Source organism: Lichenicola cladoniae, from assembly GCF_013201075.1.
GTDB lineage: Bacteria > Pseudomonadota > Alphaproteobacteria > Acetobacterales > Acetobacteraceae > Lichenicola > Lichenicola cladoniae.
Genome location: NZ_CP053708.1, coordinates 1,536,088 through 1,555,263, shown reverse-complemented (window position 1 = coordinate 1,555,263; position 19,176 = coordinate 1,536,088). Strand labels below are relative to the sequence as shown.

Annotated in this window: 19 protein-coding genes and 1 pseudogene; 15 read left to right on the top strand and 5 right to left on the bottom strand. The window is 66.3% G+C overall.

The features are described 5' to 3' along the window. Positions 1-328: 328 nt before the first annotated feature. Both secD and secF read left to right on the top strand, forming a co-directional pair. Positions 329-1,888 (top strand): protein translocase subunit SecD, encoded by a 1,560-nt coding sequence (gene secD, locus HN018_RS07215; RefSeq protein ID WP_171834849.1) that lies wholly within the window; start codon positions 329-331, stop codon positions 1,886-1,888. A gap of 10 nt (positions 1,889-1,898) precedes the next feature. Further along, on the top strand, positions 1,899-2,885 hold the full coding sequence (secF, locus tag HN018_RS07210; RefSeq protein WP_171834848.1) for a protein translocase subunit SecF: 987 nt from the start codon (positions 1,899-1,901) through the stop codon (positions 2,883-2,885). A gap of 56 nt (positions 2,886-2,941) precedes the next feature. Here the strand turns inward: secF and HN018_RS07205 are convergent, their stop codons facing one another. Then, positions 2,942-3,304, bottom strand: a complete 363-nt coding sequence (locus HN018_RS07205; RefSeq protein WP_171834847.1) for a hypothetical protein — start codon at positions 3,302-3,304, stop codon at positions 2,942-2,944. A gap of 205 nt (positions 3,305-3,509) precedes the next feature. Here HN018_RS07205 and HN018_RS07200 point away from each other — a divergent pair, with 205 nt between their 5' ends. Then, positions 3,510-3,929 (top strand): DUF3597 domain-containing protein, encoded by a 420-nt coding sequence (locus tag HN018_RS07200; RefSeq protein WP_171834846.1) that lies wholly within the window; start codon positions 3,510-3,512, stop codon positions 3,927-3,929. A 5-nt stretch (positions 3,930-3,934) separates the two neighbouring features. Here HN018_RS07200 and mscL read toward each other — a convergent pair whose 3' ends face one another. Both mscL and pdxY read right to left on the bottom strand, forming a co-directional pair. Next, entirely contained in the window at positions 3,935-4,432 is a 498-nt protein-coding gene (gene mscL / locus HN018_RS07195; protein ID WP_171834845.1) for a large conductance mechanosensitive channel protein MscL, read from the bottom strand. Between the two features lie 77 nt (positions 4,433-4,509). Further along, positions 4,510-5,391, bottom strand: coding sequence for a pyridoxal kinase PdxY (gene pdxY / locus HN018_RS07190; RefSeq protein WP_239479114.1), 882 nt, complete (start codon positions 5,389-5,391; stop codon positions 4,510-4,512). A gap of 47 nt (positions 5,392-5,438) precedes the next feature. Here pdxY and HN018_RS07185 point away from each other — a divergent pair, with 47 nt between their 5' ends. From HN018_RS07185 to HN018_RS07170, 4 genes and pseudogenes are all read left to right on the top strand, one after another. Next, on the top strand, positions 5,439-6,026 hold the full coding sequence (locus HN018_RS07185; RefSeq protein ID WP_171834844.1) for a Spy/CpxP family protein refolding chaperone: 588 nt from the start codon (positions 5,439-5,441) through the stop codon (positions 6,024-6,026). Between the two features lie 97 nt (positions 6,027-6,123). Continuing rightward, positions 6,124-6,354, top strand: coding sequence for a 50S ribosomal protein L31 (gene rpmE / locus HN018_RS07180; RefSeq protein ID WP_171834843.1), 231 nt, complete (start codon positions 6,124-6,126; stop codon positions 6,352-6,354). A gap of 177 nt (positions 6,355-6,531) precedes the next feature. Further along, positions 6,532-7,008 (top strand): annotated as a pseudogene (locus tag HN018_RS07175) (Hsp20 family protein). A 197-nt stretch (positions 7,009-7,205) separates the two neighbouring features. After that, positions 7,206-7,787: a DUF1013 domain-containing protein gene (locus tag HN018_RS07170; protein WP_171834842.1), complete on the top strand. Its 582-nt coding sequence runs from the start codon at positions 7,206-7,208 to the stop codon at positions 7,785-7,787. Between the two features lie 105 nt (positions 7,788-7,892). Here HN018_RS07170 and HN018_RS07165 read toward each other — a convergent pair whose 3' ends face one another. Continuing rightward, positions 7,893-8,063, bottom strand: coding sequence for a YdcH family protein (locus HN018_RS07165; protein ID WP_171834841.1), 171 nt, complete (start codon positions 8,061-8,063; stop codon positions 7,893-7,895). Between the two features lie 108 nt (positions 8,064-8,171). On the opposite strand from HN018_RS07165, the gene HN018_RS07160 reads away from it, so the two are divergent. The 3 genes from HN018_RS07160 to HN018_RS07150 are packed head-to-tail and all read left to right on the top strand — an operon-like array spanning position 8,172 to position 10,113. Further along, entirely contained in the window at positions 8,172-8,372 is a 201-nt protein-coding gene (locus tag HN018_RS07160; RefSeq protein ID WP_171834840.1) for a YdcH family protein, read from the top strand. 27 nt (positions 8,373-8,399) lie between these two features. Then, positions 8,400-8,936 carry a 5-(carboxyamino)imidazole ribonucleotide mutase gene (purE, locus tag HN018_RS07155; RefSeq protein WP_171834839.1) on the top strand — a complete coding sequence of 179 codons (537 nt, stop codon included), beginning with the start codon at positions 8,400-8,402 and terminating at the stop codon, positions 8,934-8,936. Between the two features lie 10 nt (positions 8,937-8,946). Then, entirely contained in the window at positions 8,947-10,113 is a 1,167-nt protein-coding gene (locus HN018_RS07150; protein WP_408886762.1) for a 5-(carboxyamino)imidazole ribonucleotide synthase, read from the top strand. A 3-nt stretch (positions 10,114-10,116) separates the two neighbouring features. Here the strand turns inward: HN018_RS07150 and radC are convergent, their stop codons facing one another. Beyond that, a complete protein-coding gene (gene radC, locus HN018_RS07145; protein ID WP_239479111.1) occupies positions 10,117-10,887 on the bottom strand; it encodes a RadC family protein in 771 nt (256 codons plus the stop codon). Positions 10,888-11,007: 120 nt separating this feature from the next. Between radC and HN018_RS07140 the strand changes: the two genes are divergently transcribed. The 5 genes from HN018_RS07140 to bcsA all read left to right on the top strand — a co-directional run bounded on the left by HN018_RS07140 (position 11,008) and on the right by bcsA (position 19,169). Continuing rightward, positions 11,008-11,712: an HAD hydrolase-like protein gene (locus HN018_RS07140; RefSeq protein ID WP_171834837.1), complete on the top strand. Its 705-nt coding sequence runs from the start codon at positions 11,008-11,010 to the stop codon at positions 11,710-11,712. Between the two features lie 303 nt (positions 11,713-12,015). Beyond that, entirely contained in the window at positions 12,016-12,999 is a 984-nt protein-coding gene (locus tag HN018_RS07135; RefSeq protein WP_171834836.1) for a glycosyl hydrolase family 8, read from the top strand. Continuing rightward, positions 12,996-13,682, top strand: coding sequence for a hypothetical protein (locus HN018_RS07130; protein WP_171834835.1), 687 nt, complete (start codon positions 12,996-12,998; stop codon positions 13,680-13,682). The genes HN018_RS07135 and HN018_RS07130 overlap by 4 nt, the downstream gene beginning before the upstream one ends. Before the next feature lie 40 nt (positions 13,683-13,722). Next, positions 13,723-14,514 carry a cellulose biosynthesis protein BcsQ gene (gene bcsQ, locus HN018_RS07125; RefSeq protein WP_171834834.1) on the top strand — a complete coding sequence of 264 codons (792 nt, stop codon included), beginning with the start codon at positions 13,723-13,725 and terminating at the stop codon, positions 14,512-14,514. Then, positions 14,514-19,169: a UDP-forming cellulose synthase catalytic subunit gene (gene bcsA / locus HN018_RS07120; RefSeq protein ID WP_171834833.1), complete on the top strand. Its 4,656-nt coding sequence runs from the start codon at positions 14,514-14,516 to the stop codon at positions 19,167-19,169. Before bcsQ ends, bcsA begins: the two co-directional genes overlap by 1 nt. The last annotated feature ends 7 nt before the right edge of the window (positions 19,170-19,176 follow it).

Here is a 19,176-nt window from a genome sequence, read left to right as displayed (position 1 = left end):
GCGGGGCGGCCCGGTCATTGCGGCAGACCCGGAGCAAGCGGGGTTCCGGAACATCTAGGAATTTCCGACAGGGTTGGCGACCGGTGCTCCGATGACGGCGCCCGTGATGCGAGCTCCACAAGCACCCGGTGGCACCAGCAATGCGGCGGCATGCAGCGTGTCCGTGTCGCTCGATCGTGAAACGGAACGAGCACCTCGACATCCTGCGGACCAATCCCGGCCCCACCCCGGCGCCCGTGGTTGCATCCTGAAGGTCCGCCCGGCATGTTCCCGCCGATCTCGCCCGCACGCGCCCGGGGCGGGACCAGGAGAGGTCGGCCCGCTTGCCATGATGTACTATAGCCGCCTCAAGATGGGCTCCGTTCTGGCCGTCTGCCTGATCGGCCTGCTGCTCTGCCTGCCGAACGTCTTCCGGATGCCGGGTGCCAACCTCCCCTGGCGCCAGATCCATCTCGGCCTCGACCTGCGCGGCGGGTCCTACCTGCTGATGCGGGTCGACCTCGACACGCTGGCGCGCGGACGCCTGGAAACCCTGACCGACGGTGTCCGGCAGTCGTTGCTGAAGGCCGGCCTCGGCTATCGCAACCTGGTGGCCGACCCGAAGCTGGGCGCCGTGACCTTCACGCCACGCAGCCCCGCCGAGCATGATCGCGACCTCGCAATCCTGGCCGACCTGCCGGCGGCGACCCCCAATGAGTTCGCCATTTCGACGCTGGCGGACGGCCGCATCGCGGTGACCTTGTCGCCTGGTGCGCTCCGCACCCGCGCCAGCGACGCCGTCGCCCAGTCGATCGAGATCGTGCGGCGGCGAATCGATGCCACCGGCGCCGTCGACCCAGAAATCACCCGCCAGGGCGACGACCGCATCGTCGTCCAGCTGCCCGGAATCAGCGACCCGAACCGCATCAAGCAGCTGCTCGGCACCACCGCCAAGATGACCTTCCATCTGGTCGCCGAGGGTGTGAGCCCCGGCGGCGCGGCGCCACCCGGCGTCGACATGCTGCCGATGCAGGACGATCCCAAACAATTGGTGCCGGTGATGCACCATGTGGATGTGGACGGCGCCGATCTCACCAACGCGCGCGCCGGCCAGGACAACCAGAGCGGCCAGTGGGCGATCGACTTCACCCTCGACAGCGTCGGCACCCGGCAGTTCGCCGAAGTGACCCGCGACAATCTCGGCAAGCCGTTCGCCATCGTGCTGGACAACAAGGTGATCACCGCCCCGGTGATCCGCGGCGTCATCCCGAGCGGCAACGGCCAGATCACCGGCAACTACACCGCCCAGTCCGCCACCGACCTCGCCCTGCTGTTGCGTGCCGGCGCGCTGCCCGCGCCGCTCGAGGTGATCGAGCAGCGCAGCATCGGACCAACGCTCGGGGCAGACTCGATCCGGGCCGGCGCCATCAGCCTGGGGATCGGCTTCCTGCTGGTGGTCGGCTTCATGGCGGTGTTCTATGGGCTGTTCGGCTGGTATGCGAACCTCGCCCTGGTCGCCAACCTGATCCTGATCGTGGCCGTACTGTCGCTGTTCCAGGCGACCCTGACGCTGCCCGGCATGGCCGGCATGCTGCTCACTCTCGGCATGGCGGTGGACGCCAACATCCTGATCAACGAGCGCATCCGCGAGGAGGTCCAGCGCGGACGCACCCCGCTCGCCGCGATGCAGGCAGGCTTCGAGCGCGCCACCTCGACCATCGTCGACAGCAACGCGACCGCGCTCCTGGCGCACGTCATGCTGTTCGTGTTCGGCACCGGCCCGGTGCGCGGGTTCGCGCTCACCATCACCATCGGCATCGTCACCACGCTGTTCACCACGCTGCTGCTGTCGCGCATGCTGATGGTCCGCTGGTATGCGACGACCCGCCCCACCATCCTGCCGGTCTAGGCTCTCGCCCATGTCCAATTCGACCTCGGCCCTGCTTCGTCCGCGCTTCCGCTTCGTCAAGGACGGCACCCGCATCAAGTTCATGCGCGGCCGCTTCCTGGGGCTCGCGGTCTCGGCGTTCCTGTCGGCGGCGTCGGTGGGGCTGTTCTTCTATCCCGGGCTGTCGCTCGGCATCGACTTCAAGGGCGGCATTGTCGTCGAGGCGCGCACTCAGGGACCGGCCGATTTCGCCAAGATCCGCGCCGGGCTCGCGGCACAGCACGTCACCAATGCCGGCCTGCAACGGTTCGGCAGTGCCGACGACGTGCTGATCCGCCTCGATGCGCCCGCAGGCAAGGATGCCGGTTCCGAGGCAGCGACCCAGTCGCTGGTCGACAAGGTTCGCGCCGGCGTCAGCCAGGCCCAGCCGGGGACGCAGATCCTGCGCGCCGACGCGGTCGGCGCGTCGGTGTCGTCGGAGCTGTTCCGCAACGGATTGCTGGCGCTCGGGATCAGCCTGCTGATGATCCTGGCCTATATCTGGTTTCGCTTCGAATGGGAGTTCGCGGTCAGCGCCGTGGCGACGCTGGTGCTCGACATCACCAAGACCATCGGCTTCCTGGCAATCACCCGGTTCGAGTTCGACCTGGTGATGGTGGCGGCGATCCTGACCGTCCTCGGCTACTCCACCAACGACAAGGTCGTGGTCTATGACCGGGTGCGGGAGAATCTTCGCAAGTATCGCACCATGCCGCTGCGCGAGCTGATCGACCTGTCGATCAACGAGACCCTGAACCGGACGCTCGGCACGTCATCCACCGTGTTCCTGGCCGCGTTGCCACTGGCCCTGTTCGGCGGCCACACCCTGGCCGGCTTTGCCTGGGTGATGCTGTTCGGCATTGTCGTCGGCACCTCGTCCTCGATCTTCATCGCCGCCCCGATCCTGCTGCTGCTGGGCGAGAAGCGGCTGCGTCGCGACGCGCAGAAGCCGGCCCCGCCCCGCGCCAAGGCGAAATAGCCGGTCGTTCCCGGGTCGCTGCCGCCTCCGAAGTCGGCGCCGACAAGCCGCTCGCCTTATTGCACCGCTGGGGCTACCGGCATTGCCGGGTCCGGCTTCAGGTCGTTCGCACCGGTGAAATCGACCAGCGTCTGCAGCGCCCGCTCGGCCTGCATGTTGCGCTCGTCGCCAGGCTCCAGCTGGGCCGTCACCACTGCCATCAGTGCCGCGTGATCATATTGCACGAGCTGCGCGATCTCGGCCGGCCCGGCGCGTCCGGAATGGCCGTAGCTTAGGGCCATGCCGCGGGCGATCAGGTATCCATCGATCAGGCTGGCCGGATGATGATCGTCCCGGGCGCCGATCGCCGGACCGGACGAGCCACCGACGCCGCATCCACCGAGCATGACGATGGCCATCAACGAGCAGGCACGCGCCATGGGTAGCAGCCGGCTCAGGAAACTTGCCTGAAGACTGGGATGAACCGTGGCTGGGACATGCGGGCATTCTCCGGATCGGACCGATATGGGTCTACACTAGATCTCACGAGCCGAGATCTTATCAAGCTGTCACCAGGCGCCAACAGGCGGAACCTCGACTCGTTCCGGACGATGGAGTGCCAGCACATCGAGAAAGGATACCGTGATGAGCTTTTTCGGATCGATCATGGACAAGATCGTCCACTTCGCGACCGGAGCGGTCGGCTCCGCGGATGCAGCCACACCGGCCGCCGCGCCCGCTGCCGGCAGCCCGGATGCGCCCTCGCCCTCCACACCGGCCGCCGCACCGGCCGGCGCATCTCTGCAGTCCGTCGATGTCGGCGCGGTGCTGTCCAAGCTGGCGGAGCAGAAGGGCGGCAACCTGAACTACCAGACGTCGATCGTTGACCTGCTCAAGCTGCTGGACCTGGATTCCAGTCTCCAGGCCCGCAAGACCCTCGCCGGCGAACTCGATGTCCATGCCGGCGCCGATGGCAGCGCGGAAGAGAATATCGCCCTGCACAAGGCGGTGGTGCAGAAGCTGCAGGAGAACGGCGGTACCGTCCCCGACAGCATGAAGGGCTGACGCGCTCAGATCGACAGGGAGGGCGGCAATGTCGGCTCGGTCGCCGGCACTGCTTCCCGCCGCGCCAGAAGGTCACGGATCTCGACCAGCAGCAGTTCGCTCGCGGTCGGGAGCACGATCGCTTCCTTCGCCTCCTGGCGCACATGCAGCTTGGTCAGCAGCTTCACGACCCAGAAGATCACCAGGCCGACGATCAGGAACTGGATCACGGCATTCAGGAACAGCCCGACATTGAGCGTGGGCGAGCCCAGCCGCTGGGCTTCCGCCAGGGTCGCGTAATGCGTGCCCCTCAGCGTCACGAAGATGTTGGAGAAATCGATGCCGCCCACGACCAGGCCGATCAGCGGCGTGAAGATGTCCTTGACCAGGCTCTGCACGATCGTGGTGAAGGCGGCGCCGATGATGATACCGACTGCAAGGTCGACGACGTTGCCGCGCATGATGAACGCGCTGAACTCGGAGACCCAGCCTGGAGCCCGGATCGCATGAGGTTTCAGTGCCATGGTACGTTCCCTTATTTCGGTATGCTCTGAAAACGGTAGCCGCTTCGTCGATCTGTCTCAATTCCACGAACGGGTCGTCAGAGCAGCTGCGCCCGAAATATTCGTGATGGGCGGATCAGTTCGTCCTGCGCCTGCACCAGAAGCAGTTCGCGCGAGCCTGCCTCGGCGGTCCGTTGCAGGATGCCCCAGACCGACGCCGCCGCCCGTTCCAGCGCGTTCACCGGATCGCTGCCGTCGCGCAGGTGAAACAGGAAAAGCGCCGAGATCAGGTCGCCGGCGCCGCTGGGGTTGATCGGCAGCCTTGGGGTGCGGAGCAAGGCCGCACCGCCGTCGAACACGAGAAGCAGGTCCAGCGCTTCGGCCGGGGTCTCCTGGGCCTCGACACTGGTCACCAGGACGCATCGCGGGCCAGGCTGGTGCATCCGGCCGCGCAGGCCGCGCGCGGCGTCGGCCAGCACCTGGACGCCATGCGGTCCGTCGCCGAGCTCCGGTACCAGCTGCTCGAGCTCGAACTGGTTCGGGGTCAGGATGTCGGCCTGCGCCACCGCGCGGCCGTGCAGCAGGCCCGGGATGCCGGCACGGACGTACAGGCCGGGCCCACGGTCGCCCATCACCGGATCGCAGCAATACAGCATGTCGGGCCGCACTGTCCGGACCCGTGCGACCGCATCCAGCACAGCCTCGCCGATGCTCTCGTCGCCGAGATATCCCGACAGCACGGCATCGGTCTCGGCCAGGACCCCAAGGGCGGCGATGCCGCGCACCAGTTCGCCGATCATCGCGCCGGTGAAAACCTGGCCGGTGAAGCCGCCATGGCCGGGATGGTTGGAGAACTGTACAGTGTTGACGGCCCACACCTCGGCGCCGAGCCGCTGCAATGGAAACAGCGCAGCCGCATTTCCGACATGTCCGTATGCGACCCATGACTGGATCGACAGGATGTTCACGTTTTTCTCCATGGGCGGCCGATGTCCTGGAGGACGAGAACCCGACAGGAGAAGACAAGATGCTGCGACACGTGCGTGCTCCTTTGATGGACTTCCGCAAACTGCTCGGGGCCGGAGCCCTCGCCACTTTCGCCCTGACCGCTCCGCTCCTCGCCGCCCCGGCCGTGGCCCAGGTTGCCGCGTCCGAGACACCGGCTGCACCTGCGGCACCCACCGCTCCGGCCATGGCCGCACCGGCGACGGATGCCGCACCGGTCGCCGCGGAGATGACCAGCTCGGGTGCCTTGCAGACCAAGCTCGGCAAGGAGAAGGCGGGACGGATCGAATCTCACATCACCAGCCTGCATACCGTCCTGAAGATCAAGCCGGAACAGGAAGCGCTGTGGCAGAGCTTCGGCAGCGCTATGCGGCAGAACGTGGTCCAGATGGACGCGGTCTATGCCAAGCGCCAGAGCAGCTACGGCTCGATGAACGCCGTGCAGGACCTCCAGTCCTACGGCGAAGTCGAGGAGACCAACTCCCGTAACGTCCAGCAGCTACTGCCCCCGTTCCAGGCGCTGTACGAGAGCTTCTCGCCCGAGCAGAAGAAGACCGCCGACACCACGTTCCTGCGCTACACCGAGAAGGCCGTGAAGAAGGCCAACTAGAGGGAAACATTGATCGGGCGCGCCGCCTCCTCTATACGCGCCCGATTACGCCCCGGTCGGTATCGGCGGCGTCGTCACGCCCCAAGGAAATTGCGACATGAAGCCCGGCATCCACCCCGAATACCACACCGTGAACATCGTCATGACCGACGGCACCCAGTTCACCACCCGCTCCTGCTTCGGCAAGGAGGGTGACACGCTCCGGTTGGACGTCGATCCGAAGTCGCATCCGGCCTGGACCGGCGTGCAGCGCATGATGGACACCGGCGGCCAGGTCGCCAAGTTCAACAAGAAGTTCGCCGGCCTGGGTCTTCGCAAGGAACCCTGATCCGCCGCTTTTCCTCACGAACGAGTTTTTGGAGTGCCGCCCTTGATCCCAAGGGCGGCACTTTCCATTTCTGGTGCAGCCGGGGATGCCCATTCGGGGTTTCTGGCGAGACTGAGAACTGGACCGGCTCTGCCCTGGTGGAGAGCCTCTGAACCTTGCTCCTGAGGAGGTTTTACAATGACTTACGATTTCGCACCCCTGTTCCGTACCGCGATCGGCTTCGATCGTCTGGCTCGCCAGGTCAATCACGCGGCGCAGGCGACGAGCACGGCGTCCTACCCCCCCTACAACATCGAGAAGAGCGGCGACGACAGCTACGTGCTGACGATGGCCGTGGCCGGTTTCGGGCCCTAGAACATCGAACTGACCGTCCAGGACAACACCCTGGTCGTTTCCGGTCGAGTCGGGGAGCAGGACGGCCGCGAGGTCCTGTATCGCGGGATTGCGGCCCGCGCGTTCGAGCGCCGGTTCGTGCTGGCCGACCACATCCAGGTCGAGCAGGCGGATCTGGTCAACGGATTGCTCCAGATCGGCGTGAAGCGCGTCGTTCCGGAGGCGCTGAAGCCACGTCGCATCACCGTCGGTTCGGCTGGCACCACGCTGGCCGGCCCGGCAAACGACGGCGCGGCGACGGCGGCGACCCAGGCCGCCTGAGCAGGACCGGCGTCTGTTTCATGAACGCAGGGAGGGGCCGGGAAACCGGCCCCTTTTCTGTTGCATGCCTGAGATGGCTTGACCCACCGTAGGCGCGGCGCCCATATCCGCCGCATATCGTGCCCGCTCGTGGAGGCACATCCCATTCAAGCGCTGGTGCGCACCGGTCGTGGCGGCGCACCCGAGAGGACAGCCGCATGACGTTGCCCCTGATGCCGAAAGCCACCGCAGTGTGGCTGATCGAGAAGACGGCCCTCACCTTCACGCAGATCGCCGAGTTCTGCGGAATGCATCCGCTCGAGGTCCAGGCGATCGCCGACGGCGAAGTGGCCCAGGGCATCGTCGGCTACGATCCGGTAGCCAACCACCAGGTCACCGCCGAAGATGTGGCCCGGTGCGAGAAAGATTCCGAGGCACGGCTGACGGTGCTGTCCGCCAACAATCCGGTGACCCGCCGTTCCAGGGGCGCGCGCTATACGCCGGTGGCCAAGCGCAACGACCGCCCGGATGCGATCGCGTTCGTGCTGCGCAACTATCCGCAGCTCAGCGAAGTCCAGGTGATCAAGCTGCTGGGTACCACCAAGGATACCATCGCCAAGGTGCGCGACCGCCAGCATTGGAACAGCGCCAACATCAAGCCGCGCGACCCGGTCATTCTCGGCCTGTGCAGCCAGACCGATCTCAATGCGATGGTCACCACCGCCAACGATCGCCTGGTGCGTGACGGCCAGCATGTGCCGACACCGCCGATGCCGCTGCCGGACGAAGAGGCGGCCTGACGCCGTTCGCGTCAGCGAGCCTGACGGGAAGCAGCCTCGGCCGCTTCCCGCTCGTGGGTGGCGCCCCGTGGGGCGACTATGAAATAGCCGGAAGTGGCGCCAGCCTCACATACGCTGCCGCAGTCGTTCCATTTCTTCCTTGACCCATAGCTTCTCGCGCTTGAGGCGGGTCAGGGCACCCTGGTCGGGTGCCGGACGTCGGTCCTCATCGAAAATGCGCGTATCGAGCGATGCGTGTCTGGTCCTCAGGCTCTCGATCCGTGACGGTAGGTTCATGGTGCCTCCGGTTCGTCTGTTTGGAACGATCCGACGCTAGACCCGCGCTCCCTCCGAATTCCACTGCTAAATTGAGCCCGACCACGGTCGCATGCTATGCGAAGTCCCATGCTGATCGACCGCGATACCCTGTTACGCAGACTGCACGAGCTGCGCAGCGAGCACCGTGACCTCGACACCGTGATCGGCCGGCTGGCGCCGCAGCCGATCGACCAGCTCCAGATCCAGCGCCTCAAGAAGCGCAAGCTGCTGCTGAAGGACGAGATCTCCTGGCTCGAAAGTCGGCTCATCCCGGACAGCATCGCCTAGTATCAACCAGCTTCAGGAATCGCCTGCATGAGCGAGACGGAATTCGGCGACGACGCGGTATCCGACATCCCGGCCGGGATCGACGAACCGGTCGTCGGCATCATCATGGGCAGCCAGTCCGACTGGACCACCCTGTCGCACGCGGCAACCCAGCTCGACACGCTCGGCATCGCCTTCGAGACCCGGATCATCTCCGCCCACCGCACGCCGGACCGGCTGATGGACTACGCCAGCAAGGCCGCCGGGCGCGGTCTGCAGGTCATCATCGCCGGCGCCGGCGGAGCAGCCCACCTTCCCGGCATGTGCTCGGCCTGGACCCTGCTGCCGGTGCTCGGCGTGCCCGTGGAAAGCGCCGCCCTCAACGGCATCGACAGCCTGCTGTCGATCGTCCAGATGCCGGCCGGCGTCCCGGTCGGGACCCTGGCGATCGGCAAGCCCGGCGCGATCAACGCCGCCCTGCTGGCCGCCTCGATCCTGGCCCTGTCGGACGGGGCGCTCATGGCACGGCTCGAGGCATGGCGGGCCCTGCAGACCGCCGCGGTCCCGGAAGTCCCGGTTCCTTGAGTCCGGCTGCATGACGATGGGCCACGAGCTGGCACTTCCCCCCGGCTCGGTCATCGGCATCATCGGCGGCGGGCAGCTCGGACGCATGTCAGCGATGGCCGCGGCGCGACTGGGCTATCGCACCCACATCCTGACGACGGAACCGGATGGTCCGGCGGCGCAGGTCGCCACCGGCGCCACGATCGGCGCGCATGACGATCCGGACGTGCTGCGGCGGTTCGCGGCGGCCGTGGATGTCATCACCTTCGAGTTCGAGAACATCAGCGCCGATGGGCTGGAGCTGCTGTCGGCGCTGAAGCCTGTTCGCCCGGACGGGTCGATCCTGAGGATCAGCCAGGACCGGCTGGCGGAGAAGCGCTTCCTCGCCGATGCCGGGATCCCGCTGGCGCCATGGCACACTGTCGACACCCGCACGTCGCTCGACGACGCGGCGACGGCGCTCGGGCTGCCGTTCGTGCTCAAGACCACCCGCCTCGGATACGACGGCAAGGGCCAGCGGGTTATCCGCGAGCGGAACGAGCTCGACGCGGCCTTCGCTGCCTTGGACCCGCATCCGCTGGTCGCCGAGGGCTTCGTGGATTTCGCCTGCGAGCTCAGCGTCATGGTGGCACGCGGCCTGGACGGGGTGGTCCGCACCTACGACGCGGTCCAGAACCATCATCGCCATCACATCCTCGACCTGACCCTGGCCCCGGCGCCGGTCACGCCGGACATCGCGCAGGAGGCTCAGGCCCTCGCCGTGCGGATCGCCGAGGCGCTCGGGCTCGTGGGCCTGCTCGGGGTCGAGATGTTCGTGGCCGCGGACGGGACGCTGCTGGTGAACGAGATCGCCCCGCGCCCGCATAATTCCGGGCACTGGACCATGGATGCCTGCCTGGTCAGCCAGTTCGAGATGCATGTCCGCGCCGTCGCCGGCCTGCCGCTGCCGCCGGCGACCCGTCATTCCGACGCGCTGATGAAGAACCTGGTCGGCCCGGCCGACATGGCGCTATGGCCCCTGGTCCTCGCCACCAATGGACTACTGCCGCACCTGTACGGCAAGCAGGAGGCGCGTGCCGGGCGCAAGATGGGTCACGTCAACCGGCTGTTCCCGAAAGGCGGCCTGCCGGGCGCATTCGGCATCCAGGCAGCACTCGGACCGCTGGCGGCGGCCGGCACCGCTGAACCGGACGCCTGATCCTCAGTCGAGCAGGCCCTCGTCCCGGAAGCTGGTCCAGCGCGCGTTTCCGACGATCAGGTGGTCCCGCACCAGGATACGCATCACGGCGCAGGCTGCCGCGACCTGACGGGTCATGGCGATGTCCTCCCGCGACGGAGCAGGGTCGCCGCTCGGGTGGTTGTGCACCAGCACCAGCGCATGCGCCTGCAGTTCCAGCGCCCGCCGCGCGACCTCCCGCGGATAGACCGGCGTATGGTTCACGGTGCCCCGCGCCTGCGCCTCGTCGGCGATCAACCGGTCATCGGCATCGAGGAACAGGATCCGGAACTGCTCGATCCGCTCCCGGGCCAGGACCGCGGTCAGATAGTCCAGCAGGCCGTCCCGGTCGGACAGGATCGGCTGGCCCTGCATGCGCGACCGCGATAGTCGAAGGGCCGCGTCATGCAGCAGCTTGATCGCGGACAGGCTGTGGGTGCCGAACCCGGCGATACCGCGCAATTCCCTGACCGGCGCCGCCAGCAGGCCGGCGAAGGAGCCGAAGCGCGCCAGGGCGATGCTCGCCAGGCCATCCACGTCGTTGCGTTCCGGCATCACTCTCCTGAGGAATCCCGCCAGCAACGCCTGGTCCGGAACATCGAACCAGTCGCTGGATGCCGTCGCCGGCAGATCACGTACGACCGGTCGCAGAAGCAACGCTGCGCCGCCGGCATCGGCAAACCCGTCCGCCATCCTGACCTCCCGGTCCGCGACGCTGCGAAACCGGTTTGACCCTGCAACAAACCGCAACGGCATGCCAGCGTCGTGCAGGCGGCCGGGTCGCGCACCCCATCTGTAGAGGGATGATAGCAGGCGACCGCTCCATCCTGCTCCTCGAAGCCTCGACGACAGACAGCCTTGCCACCGGAGACATCCATGATCCCTTCCCGCACATCGGCGCAGAACCAGGCTGTCCTGCTCGATCTCGACGGCACGCTGGTTGCCTCGCGGGAGGGCATCGTCGCCTCGATCCGTCTGGCGTTTGCCGATCTCGGCCATGAGATCCATGCCGACCTGGATCTGACCTGGGTGGTGGGGCCGCCGTTGCACGACATCATGACGCGCCTGCTTGCCGATTTCGGCGACGACCGCACGTCGGACGCTGTCGCGCGCTATCGCCATCACTACGAGGGTGGTGGCCTTTTCCAGAGCCCGTTGTTTCCTGGCATCAGGGATGTCCTCGACCAGTTGTCGGCATCCGGCCGGCGGCTGTTCCTGGCAACCTCGAAACCGGTCCATACCGCACGGCGGATCCTCGACGCGCATGGCGTGACGCCCCTGTTCGACGAACTGTACGGCGCCCGCCCGGACGATAGCGGGGCGGAAAAGTCGGAACTCATCGCCCGGCTGCTGAAACAGGAAGCTGTCGATCCGGCCCATGCGGTCATGGTTGGAGATCGCCGCTTCGACATCTCAGGGGCACAGGCAAACGGGGTGAGGACGATCGGGGTGCTCTGGGGCTATGGCGGCCGGGCCGAACTCGAGGCAGCCGGTGCGGACGTACTGGTCGCATCGACCGATCTACTGGTAGCGACAATCCGTGACCAAATTGCCGCATCCGTGGCGCATGCAAAAGAGTAGCAATTACAATCTCAGGTTGTTGCAAAGCATCTCAAAAAGAATGCTCCTTCACGATTAAGCAAAAATACCAACGTGCCGACGATAGTCACTATTTTGAAATCATCGGTTCGGAATCTTCTATTTTTCAGGACTGCCTACGCTGCATCCAATGATTGACGCGCGGTTTACGGTTAACTATCGATCTGCACACTAGACGTTGTGCACATCCATGTTGCCTGACGCGCCCGCGGAGGATGCAGACGAATGCCGTGCGGCCGACGACGGTTTTCGACGCTGCTGATCTCAGGCTTTGCACTGACCTTTATGCCTGAGCTGGCCTGGGCCGATGCCGATGTCCAGTGGCAATCCTATCGGTCGCGATTTATCAGGCCGGATGGCCGGGTTGTCGATACCGGCAACCGCGATGTGTCGCACAGCGAGGGTCAAGGCTACGGCCTGCTGTTCGCCGAACATTTCGACGACCAGGCCACCTTCGACAGCATCCTGACCTGGACGCGGAAGACCCTGCAATGCCGTCCCGACCGCCTGCATGCATGGCGCTTCGATCCGGGTGCACAACCTCCTGTCGGCGACCTCAACAACGCGACCGACGGCGACCTGCTGATCGCGATGGCACTCGCGCGCGCCGCAAGAAGATGGAACCGCCCGGAGCTGCGCGAGCAGGCCCGCTCCATCTACGCGGACGTCCTGCGGCTGGCCACGCGCGAGGTCGGGGGGCGGCTGGTGCTGCTGCCGGGCGTTACCGGATTCGTCACTCCTTCCGGTACGGAAATCAACCTTTCCTACCTGATCTTCCCGTCGCTGATAGAGGCGTCTTCGCTGGGCGATCAGGCAAGATGGCGCAGGGTCGTCCATGACGGAGTTGGCTTGATCGACATCGCCCGATTCGGGCGCTGGGATCTGCCGCCCGACTGGCTGCGCCTGAACCCGCCGCACGCCCCGGTACCGGCGCCCGGCAAGCCACCGCGGTTTTCGTACGATGCGGTACGAATACCGCTCTATCTCGAATGGTCCGGCCTGCTGACCGCGCCTTTGCTGAACAGGTTTCGCACCTACTGGAGTGCGTTCGGGGACGGTCTTCCGGCCTGGGTGGATCTCGCAACGAACGCGCGCGCTCCATACCCCGCGCCGTCCGGTTTTCACGCCGTTGCCGAATGCACCGGCCTCGTCCTTCCTCCAGGCAGCATGCCGGCTGCTTTCCCATCGGTGGCTTCCGACCCCGACTATTATTCCGCGTCGCTTACTCTTCTGGCTCGTATCGTCTGGACGGAAAGACATTCGCCATGACATCGGAATTCCCTCTCCTCAGCGCGGTTCTCGAGCAATCGCTTGGCCCGCTACCGCCAGCCGGCGATATCGGCAGGGTCCTGGGTGCGCTTGGCATCACGAATTCCAGCTACCACTCGTTCGAGCCACCTCCGACCCCGGAACCCCCGCAAGCCAATCCGCAAAATGCGCAACCGCAGATGGTTACGATGCGAACCGCGGCGGACGATCGTGTGGTCGAACCGGCGTATGCGGGCGCGATCGACCAACAGCTGCCGCCTGCTTTGCCGACCCGGTCCGGGCACGATGAAGCGGACCTGCCCCGGCCGGAACCGAGATCGCACGAACCGGCCCGCGAGGCGCCGGTCTGGACCACACCGACCCTGGGGATCCCGACCCGGATCGAACCGCGCGTGACGGCACACGCGGCGCCGGCACCCCTCGTGCATGCCATGGCGGAACAGGCTGCAAGCAAGGCGGACTGGAGCCGGCACCTGGCCGAACCGGACCGTGCGGCCACGCGGCCGGCCAGCCGCGTGCCGCCGCCGGACACTGCCAGCACCGCCGGCGGCCAGCTCCCGGTCAAGCAGCCTCTCAGCCTCGGCGGGCTGTTCCGGATACTGGGCTCGCCGGCACAGACACAGGCGGCTCCGTCACGCACGCTTCGCGACGTGTTCGGATACGCCGGCAAGCGCAACAGCTGATCGGCCCGACCGTGCCCCGCCATCGTTCCGGATCGCTCAGATGCCGCTGATATGTTTCGCATCTCCCAAGGGCGGCGTCGGCAAGAGCACGCTTGCCGCCAACGTCGCCTACGAGCTTTCGAAGGCTGGCTGGCGGGTTCTCGCTCTCGATCTCGATCCGCAAAATGCGCTGCGGCTGCATTTCGGCGTGTCGCTGCACGATGCCGACGGCTTCATGCATACGCTGCCGACGCAACCGAACTGGCGGACGGTCATGATGCGCACCCCGAGCGGGGTGAACGTGCTGCCCTATGGCACAACCGACATGAAGACTGCCCTGTCCGTGTCGCACCGCCTCGGCGACCATCCCGACCTGCTCGGCGAGCCGATCGCCGACATGCTGGCGCAACCCGGCGTGGTGGTCGTCGTCGACACCGAGCCGGGTCCTTCGGCCTCGCTCGCGGCAGTCCTGCCGATCGTGGACCTGCTGGTGACGATCCTGCTGGTAGACTCCATGTCGACCGCGCTGGTTCCCTCGATCGATAGCGGCCGTGCCTACGGTGTCGACTGGACCAAGCGGGGTGCGGCCGAGGGGCCACGCAACCAGACGTTCGTGCTCAACCAGTTCGATCCCCGCACCCGCCTCGGCCCGGTCATCGCGCAGGGGCTGTCGCGTCACGTCGGCGATCGCCTGCTGGGCCTCGTGCACCGTGACGAACACGTCGCCGAAGCCGCTGCCGCACAGAAACTCGTCGGCGACTATTCGCCCATGGCGCAGGCATCCTTCGATATACGCCGGATTGCCCAGGCCATTTCCAACCGGCTCGGCGCACCGGCGCCGGTGACACACTGATGGTCGCCGCAGCAACTCATCCGATCGGACGCGGCCTGCATAGGCTAACGGCGCCGTTCGGCCGCTTCAGCCGTTCGCGCATCGGCGTCATCATCCTCGCCACCGTCGGCGGCCTGATGATGGTGGCCGCGGGCATGGTTGCGCTACGGGCGGATCAGCAGGCCGTCGTCGCGATCGTGACCATGGTCCTGTTCCTGCTGATCAACCGCAATCCCAGCCGGCAGGCCACGCTGTTCCTGGTGGTACTGTCGATCATGGTGTCGATGCGCTACATCGTGTGGCGCGTCACCGAGACGCTGGAATATAATTCCTGGCTGCAGGCGTTGCTCGGCACGATCCTGGCGCTCGCCGAGCTCTACGCGATCGTGATGCTGCTGCTCGGCTACTTCCAGACCGCCTGGCCGCTCAACCGCAAGCCGCTGCCGATGCCGGACAATCCGGCGAACTGGCCGACGGTCGACATCTATGTGCCGACCTACAACGAGGATCTCTCCATCGTCCGCTCGACCGTGCTGGGAGCGCTCGCGATCGACTGGCCGCGTCACAAGATCAACGTCTATATCCTGGATGACGGGCGCCGGGTGATATTCCGGGATTTCGCGGAAGCCGCAGGCTGTGGCTACATCATCCGTCCGGATAATTTCCACGCCAAGGCCGGCAACCTCAACCACGCGATCCACCAGACCGACGGCGAGTTTATCACCGTATTCGACTGCGACCACATTCCGACCCGCGCGTTCCTGCAGATGACGATGGGCTGGATGATCGCCGACCCCAAGCTCGCCCTGCTGCAGACGCCGCATCATTTCTATTCCTCCGATCCGTTCCAGCGGAACCTCGCTGCCGGAACCCGGGTGCCGGCCGAAGGCAACATGTTCTACGGGCTGGTCCAGGACGGCAACGATTTCTGGAACGCCACCTTCTTCTGCGGTTCCTGCGCGGTAATCCGGCGCGAGGCGTTGATGGCGATCGGCGGCTTCGCGACCGAGACCGTGACCGAGGATGCCCATACCGCCCTCAAGCTGCAGCGCGTCGGCTGGTCCACCGCCTATCTCCGTCTGCCGCTCGCCGCAGGCCTCGCGACCGAGCGGCTGATCCTGCATATCGGCCAGCGCGTGCGCTGGGCCCGCGGCATGCTGCAGATCATGCGCATCGACAATCCGTTGCTGGGACGCGGACTCTCGGTCGGTCAGCGCCTCTGCTACCTCGCCGCGATGATGCATTTCATGTTCGCGGTGCCGCGCCTGGTGTTCCTGATCGCACCGCTCGCCTTCCTGTTCCTGGACCAGAACATCATCGCCGCCTCGCCGCTCGCCATCACCGCCTACGCCCTGCCGCACATGTTCCATTCGATCGCGACCGGATCGCGCCTGCAACGGAACTGGCGGCATTCGTTCTGGAGCGAAATCTACGAAACCGTGCTCGCGCTGTTCCTGGTGCGGGTCACCATCGTGACGCTGCTCAGTCCGCGCCGCGGCAAGTTCAACGTGACCGACAAGGGCGGCCTGCTCGAGAACGGGTATTTCGACATCAGTGCGGTGTATCCCAACATCATCCTGGCACTGATGCTGTTCGCCGGACTGATGCGAGGCGTGCTCGGCATGATCTTCCAGCACACCACGTCCATCGTCTTCCAGGCGCTGCTGCTGAACTCGATCTGGATTTCGTTCAGCCTGCTGACCGTGCTCGGGGCGCTCGCTGTCGGCCGCGAGACCCGCCAGGTGCGCAAGCAGGCCCGCATCCGCGCCGAGTTGCCGATGTCGGTCTACACCGAGGACGGCAGGGTATTTTCATGCACCAGCATGAACCTTTCGCTCGGCGGCGCGCGTATCCGTATCGATTGGCCGGAACCGATCACCGAGCCTGTATCGATCTCGGCAACCTTCACCAACGATCGCGACCCGGTCGTGATTCCGGCGACGCTGCTCGGGCACGACGGCAAGAGCGCCTACATCAAATGGAAACCGGCCGGCATCGCCGACGAGGCGCGGATCGTCCGCACCGTGTTCGGCCGTGCCGATGCCTGGCTCGACTGGGGCGACTACCCGATCGACCGGCCGCTGGTCGGGCTTTGGGCGGTGCTGGTGAGCATCAAGGGCCTGTTCCGGCCACGCGGTCAGGCGCTTACCTCGCAGCAGATCGTGGCGATGGAGAAGGCGGTCCTGGTGCCGACCGATCGCCTCGGCAAGCAGACCCTGGTCTTGCGGCCGCGTGCGGCTGCGGTCGTCGGTGCCGCATTGCTGGCGCTCGCGACGGCGTTGCATCCCCGGCCTGCTATGGCCCAGGCCGTCCGTCTCGATGCACCGGTTCCGACAGCAAATTCGCAGACGACATCCAAGCCGGATCCGGCCCCAGCCAAGCCGGCCACCGACGACGGCAGCAACCCGCCGATGCCGTCGGCGGCCACGGCGCCGGCGGCACCCGGCCTTACCCAGGCCGGCGCCGGCGCGCCGGCCGCCCTCCCGCCTCCGCCAGCTGTCCAGGACATACAGCTGGCGGCCGCCAACGCCGGCGGCACCGCCAGTGCCTTCTCGCTGCGCGATCTCGGCGCGACCGGCCCGATGACCATGCGCGGCACCAGCGCGATCCAGGGCCTCGAGTTCGGCGTACCGGCCGACCAGGTCGTCACCGGCGCGCAACTCGTCCTGACCGGCGCGATGTCGCCGTCGCTGATCCCGGAAGCCAGCTCGGTCACCATCACGCTGAACGAGCAGTATGTCGGGACCCTGCATGTGGATCCCGAGCATCCGGCGTTCGGGCCGATCGTCTTCCCGATCGACCCGGTGTTCTTCGGCGGCGAGAACCGGCTCAACTTCCGCTTCGCCGGCCAGTATTCCAAGTCCTGCAACGACCCGTTGAGCGGCCTGCTCTGGTCGACCGTGTCGGACCGTTCGCGCCTGACGCTTACCACCGTGCCGATCCCGCCGAAGCGCCAACTCTCACGCCTGCCCCTTCCGTATTTCGATCGCAACGTCCGGCAGAAGGCGATCATCCCGATCCTACTGGCAAAGAACCCGTCGACCGACGGCCTGAGGGCAGCTTCTGTAGTCGCCTCGTGGTTCGGCCGGCTGACCGATTTCCGTGGCGTCACCTTCCCGGTCTCGAACGACTTCCCGCAGACCGGCAGCGCGATCGCGATCGGCCTTCGCAGCAACCTGCCGGCAGGCTTCGGCAATCCCATGCTCGACGGGCCGACCCTCGCCGAAATCCCGAACCCGAACGACCCGAACGGCACCATCCTGGTGGTGACCGGCCGCACCGGCGCCGAGGTGGTGGCGGCCGCGAACAGCCTGGCACTCGCCACGGACACACTGGGCGCCGACGCTACCGCCACCGTGACGCAGATCGATCCCGGCATACGCCTGCCTTACGACGCGCCGGCGTTCGTGCCGACCACGCGCAAGGTGCGTTTCGGCGAACTGGTCGCAGCCAGCGATCTCGAAGGCACCGGCTACGTACCTGGAACGATGTCGGTACCGTTCCGGACCAGCCCGGACCTCTACACGTGGCGATCGCGACCGTACGGGCTCGATATCGGCTATCGGTCCCCGGATGGCCCGATCGTGGATGTTGCCGCGTCACGGCTGGATGTCGGCATCAACAACATGTTCCTGCGCAGCTATTCGCTGGCGCCGGCGGCCGGGCCGATGCTGTGGCTGCAGCGCCTGATCGGAACCCATGTCGGCAGCGTGCATCGCGGTACGTCGATACCGCCCTGGTTGGTGTTCGGCCAGAACCAGTTGCAGTTCTACTTCGACGCGCGACCGATGCATCGCGGCGATTGCGTCGCGATCCCGGGCGACATCCACACCGCGATCGACCAGAACTCCACGATCGACCTGACCAACGCCTACCATTTCACCACGCTGCCGAACCTCGCCTTCTTTGCCAGCGCCGGGTTTCCCTTCACACGGCTCGCCGACCTGTCGGAAACGGCGATCGTGCTGCCGCCGCATCCGAACACCGTCACGCTCAGCGCCTATCTCGACCTGATGGGCTTCATGGGCGCCACCACCTGGTTTCCGACCACGGGGGTCACGGTCGTCACCGCCGACCAGCTCGATACGGTCGCCGACCGCGACCTGATCGTGATGAGCACGCTTCGCGAACTCGGCAGTGCGGCGCAGCTCCTGGCGAAAGCACCCTACCAGGTCGTCGACGGACGGCTGACGATGTCGCACGGCAGCGCTCTCGACGGGATCTGGTATCTGTTCAGCGATCGTGCATCCGGTCCCCGCCAGCAGCGCATCAGCGGGCTGAACACGACCCTGTCGGACGGCGGCGCGCTGATCGGCGCGCAGTCACCGCTCAGTGCGCACCGCTCGGTCGTGGCGCTGCTGGCCGGCACGCCCCAGGGCCTCGATACCCTGGTCCAGGCCCTGCACAACAAGATCGACCTGCCGCAGATCCAGGGCGACTTGGTGCTGATGAACGGCGTCCATCTGGACTCCTACCGCACCGGGCCGATCTACACGGTCGGCACCCTGCCGGTCTGGCTCTGGCCGGACTGGTTCATGCGCGATCGTCCGGTCGGCGTGCTGATCGTGGCGCTGCTCGGATGCCTCGCCCTTGGCATCGCGCTGTTCCGCATCCTCACCAGCCGCGGTGACCGCCGCAATCGTCAGACCACGCCGCCACCGGCCAAACATCCATGAGCGCCCG

Excerpts from the sequence above, each read along its gene's own strand:
- secD (WP_171834849.1), top strand. The coding sequence starts at position 329 with ATGATGTACTATAGCCGCCTCAAGATGGGCTCCGTTCTGGCCGTCTGC.
- secF (WP_171834848.1), top strand. The coding sequence starts at position 1,899 with ATGTCCAATTCGACCTCGGCCCTGCTTCGTCCGCGCTTCCGCTTCGTC.
- HN018_RS07205 (WP_171834847.1), bottom strand. The coding sequence starts at position 3,304 with ATGGCGCGTGCCTGCTCGTTGATGGCCATCGTCATGCTCGGTGGATGC.
- HN018_RS07200 (WP_171834846.1), top strand. The coding sequence starts at position 3,510 with ATGAGCTTTTTCGGATCGATCATGGACAAGATCGTCCACTTCGCGACC.
- mscL (WP_171834845.1), bottom strand. The coding sequence starts at position 4,432 with ATGGCACTGAAACCTCATGCGATCCGGGCTCCAGGCTGGGTCTCCGAG.
- pdxY (WP_239479114.1), bottom strand. The coding sequence starts at position 5,391 with ATGGAGAAAAACGTGAACATCCTGTCGATCCAGTCATGGGTCGCATAC.
- HN018_RS07185 (WP_171834844.1), top strand. The coding sequence starts at position 5,439 with ATGCTGCGACACGTGCGTGCTCCTTTGATGGACTTCCGCAAACTGCTC.
- rpmE (WP_171834843.1), top strand. The coding sequence starts at position 6,124 with ATGAAGCCCGGCATCCACCCCGAATACCACACCGTGAACATCGTCATG.
- HN018_RS07170 (WP_171834842.1), top strand. The coding sequence starts at position 7,206 with ATGACGTTGCCCCTGATGCCGAAAGCCACCGCAGTGTGGCTGATCGAG.
- HN018_RS07165 (WP_171834841.1), bottom strand. The coding sequence starts at position 8,063 with ATGAACCTACCGTCACGGATCGAGAGCCTGAGGACCAGACACGCATCG.
- HN018_RS07160 (WP_171834840.1), top strand. The coding sequence starts at position 8,172 with ATGCTGATCGACCGCGATACCCTGTTACGCAGACTGCACGAGCTGCGC.
- purE (WP_171834839.1), top strand. The coding sequence starts at position 8,400 with ATGAGCGAGACGGAATTCGGCGACGACGCGGTATCCGACATCCCGGCC.
- HN018_RS07150 (WP_408886762.1), top strand. The coding sequence starts at position 8,947 with ATGACGATGGGCCACGAGCTGGCACTTCCCCCCGGCTCGGTCATCGGC.
- radC (WP_239479111.1), bottom strand. The coding sequence starts at position 10,887 with ATGCCGTTGCGGTTTGTTGCAGGGTCAAACCGGTTTCGCAGCGTCGCG.
- HN018_RS07140 (WP_171834837.1), top strand. The coding sequence starts at position 11,008 with ATGATCCCTTCCCGCACATCGGCGCAGAACCAGGCTGTCCTGCTCGAT.
- HN018_RS07135 (WP_171834836.1), top strand. The coding sequence starts at position 12,016 with ATGCCTGAGCTGGCCTGGGCCGATGCCGATGTCCAGTGGCAATCCTAT.
- HN018_RS07130 (WP_171834835.1), top strand. The coding sequence starts at position 12,996 with ATGACATCGGAATTCCCTCTCCTCAGCGCGGTTCTCGAGCAATCGCTT.
- bcsQ (WP_171834834.1), top strand. The coding sequence starts at position 13,723 with ATGCCGCTGATATGTTTCGCATCTCCCAAGGGCGGCGTCGGCAAGAGC.
- bcsA (WP_171834833.1), top strand. The coding sequence starts at position 14,514 with ATGGTCGCCGCAGCAACTCATCCGATCGGACGCGGCCTGCATAGGCTA.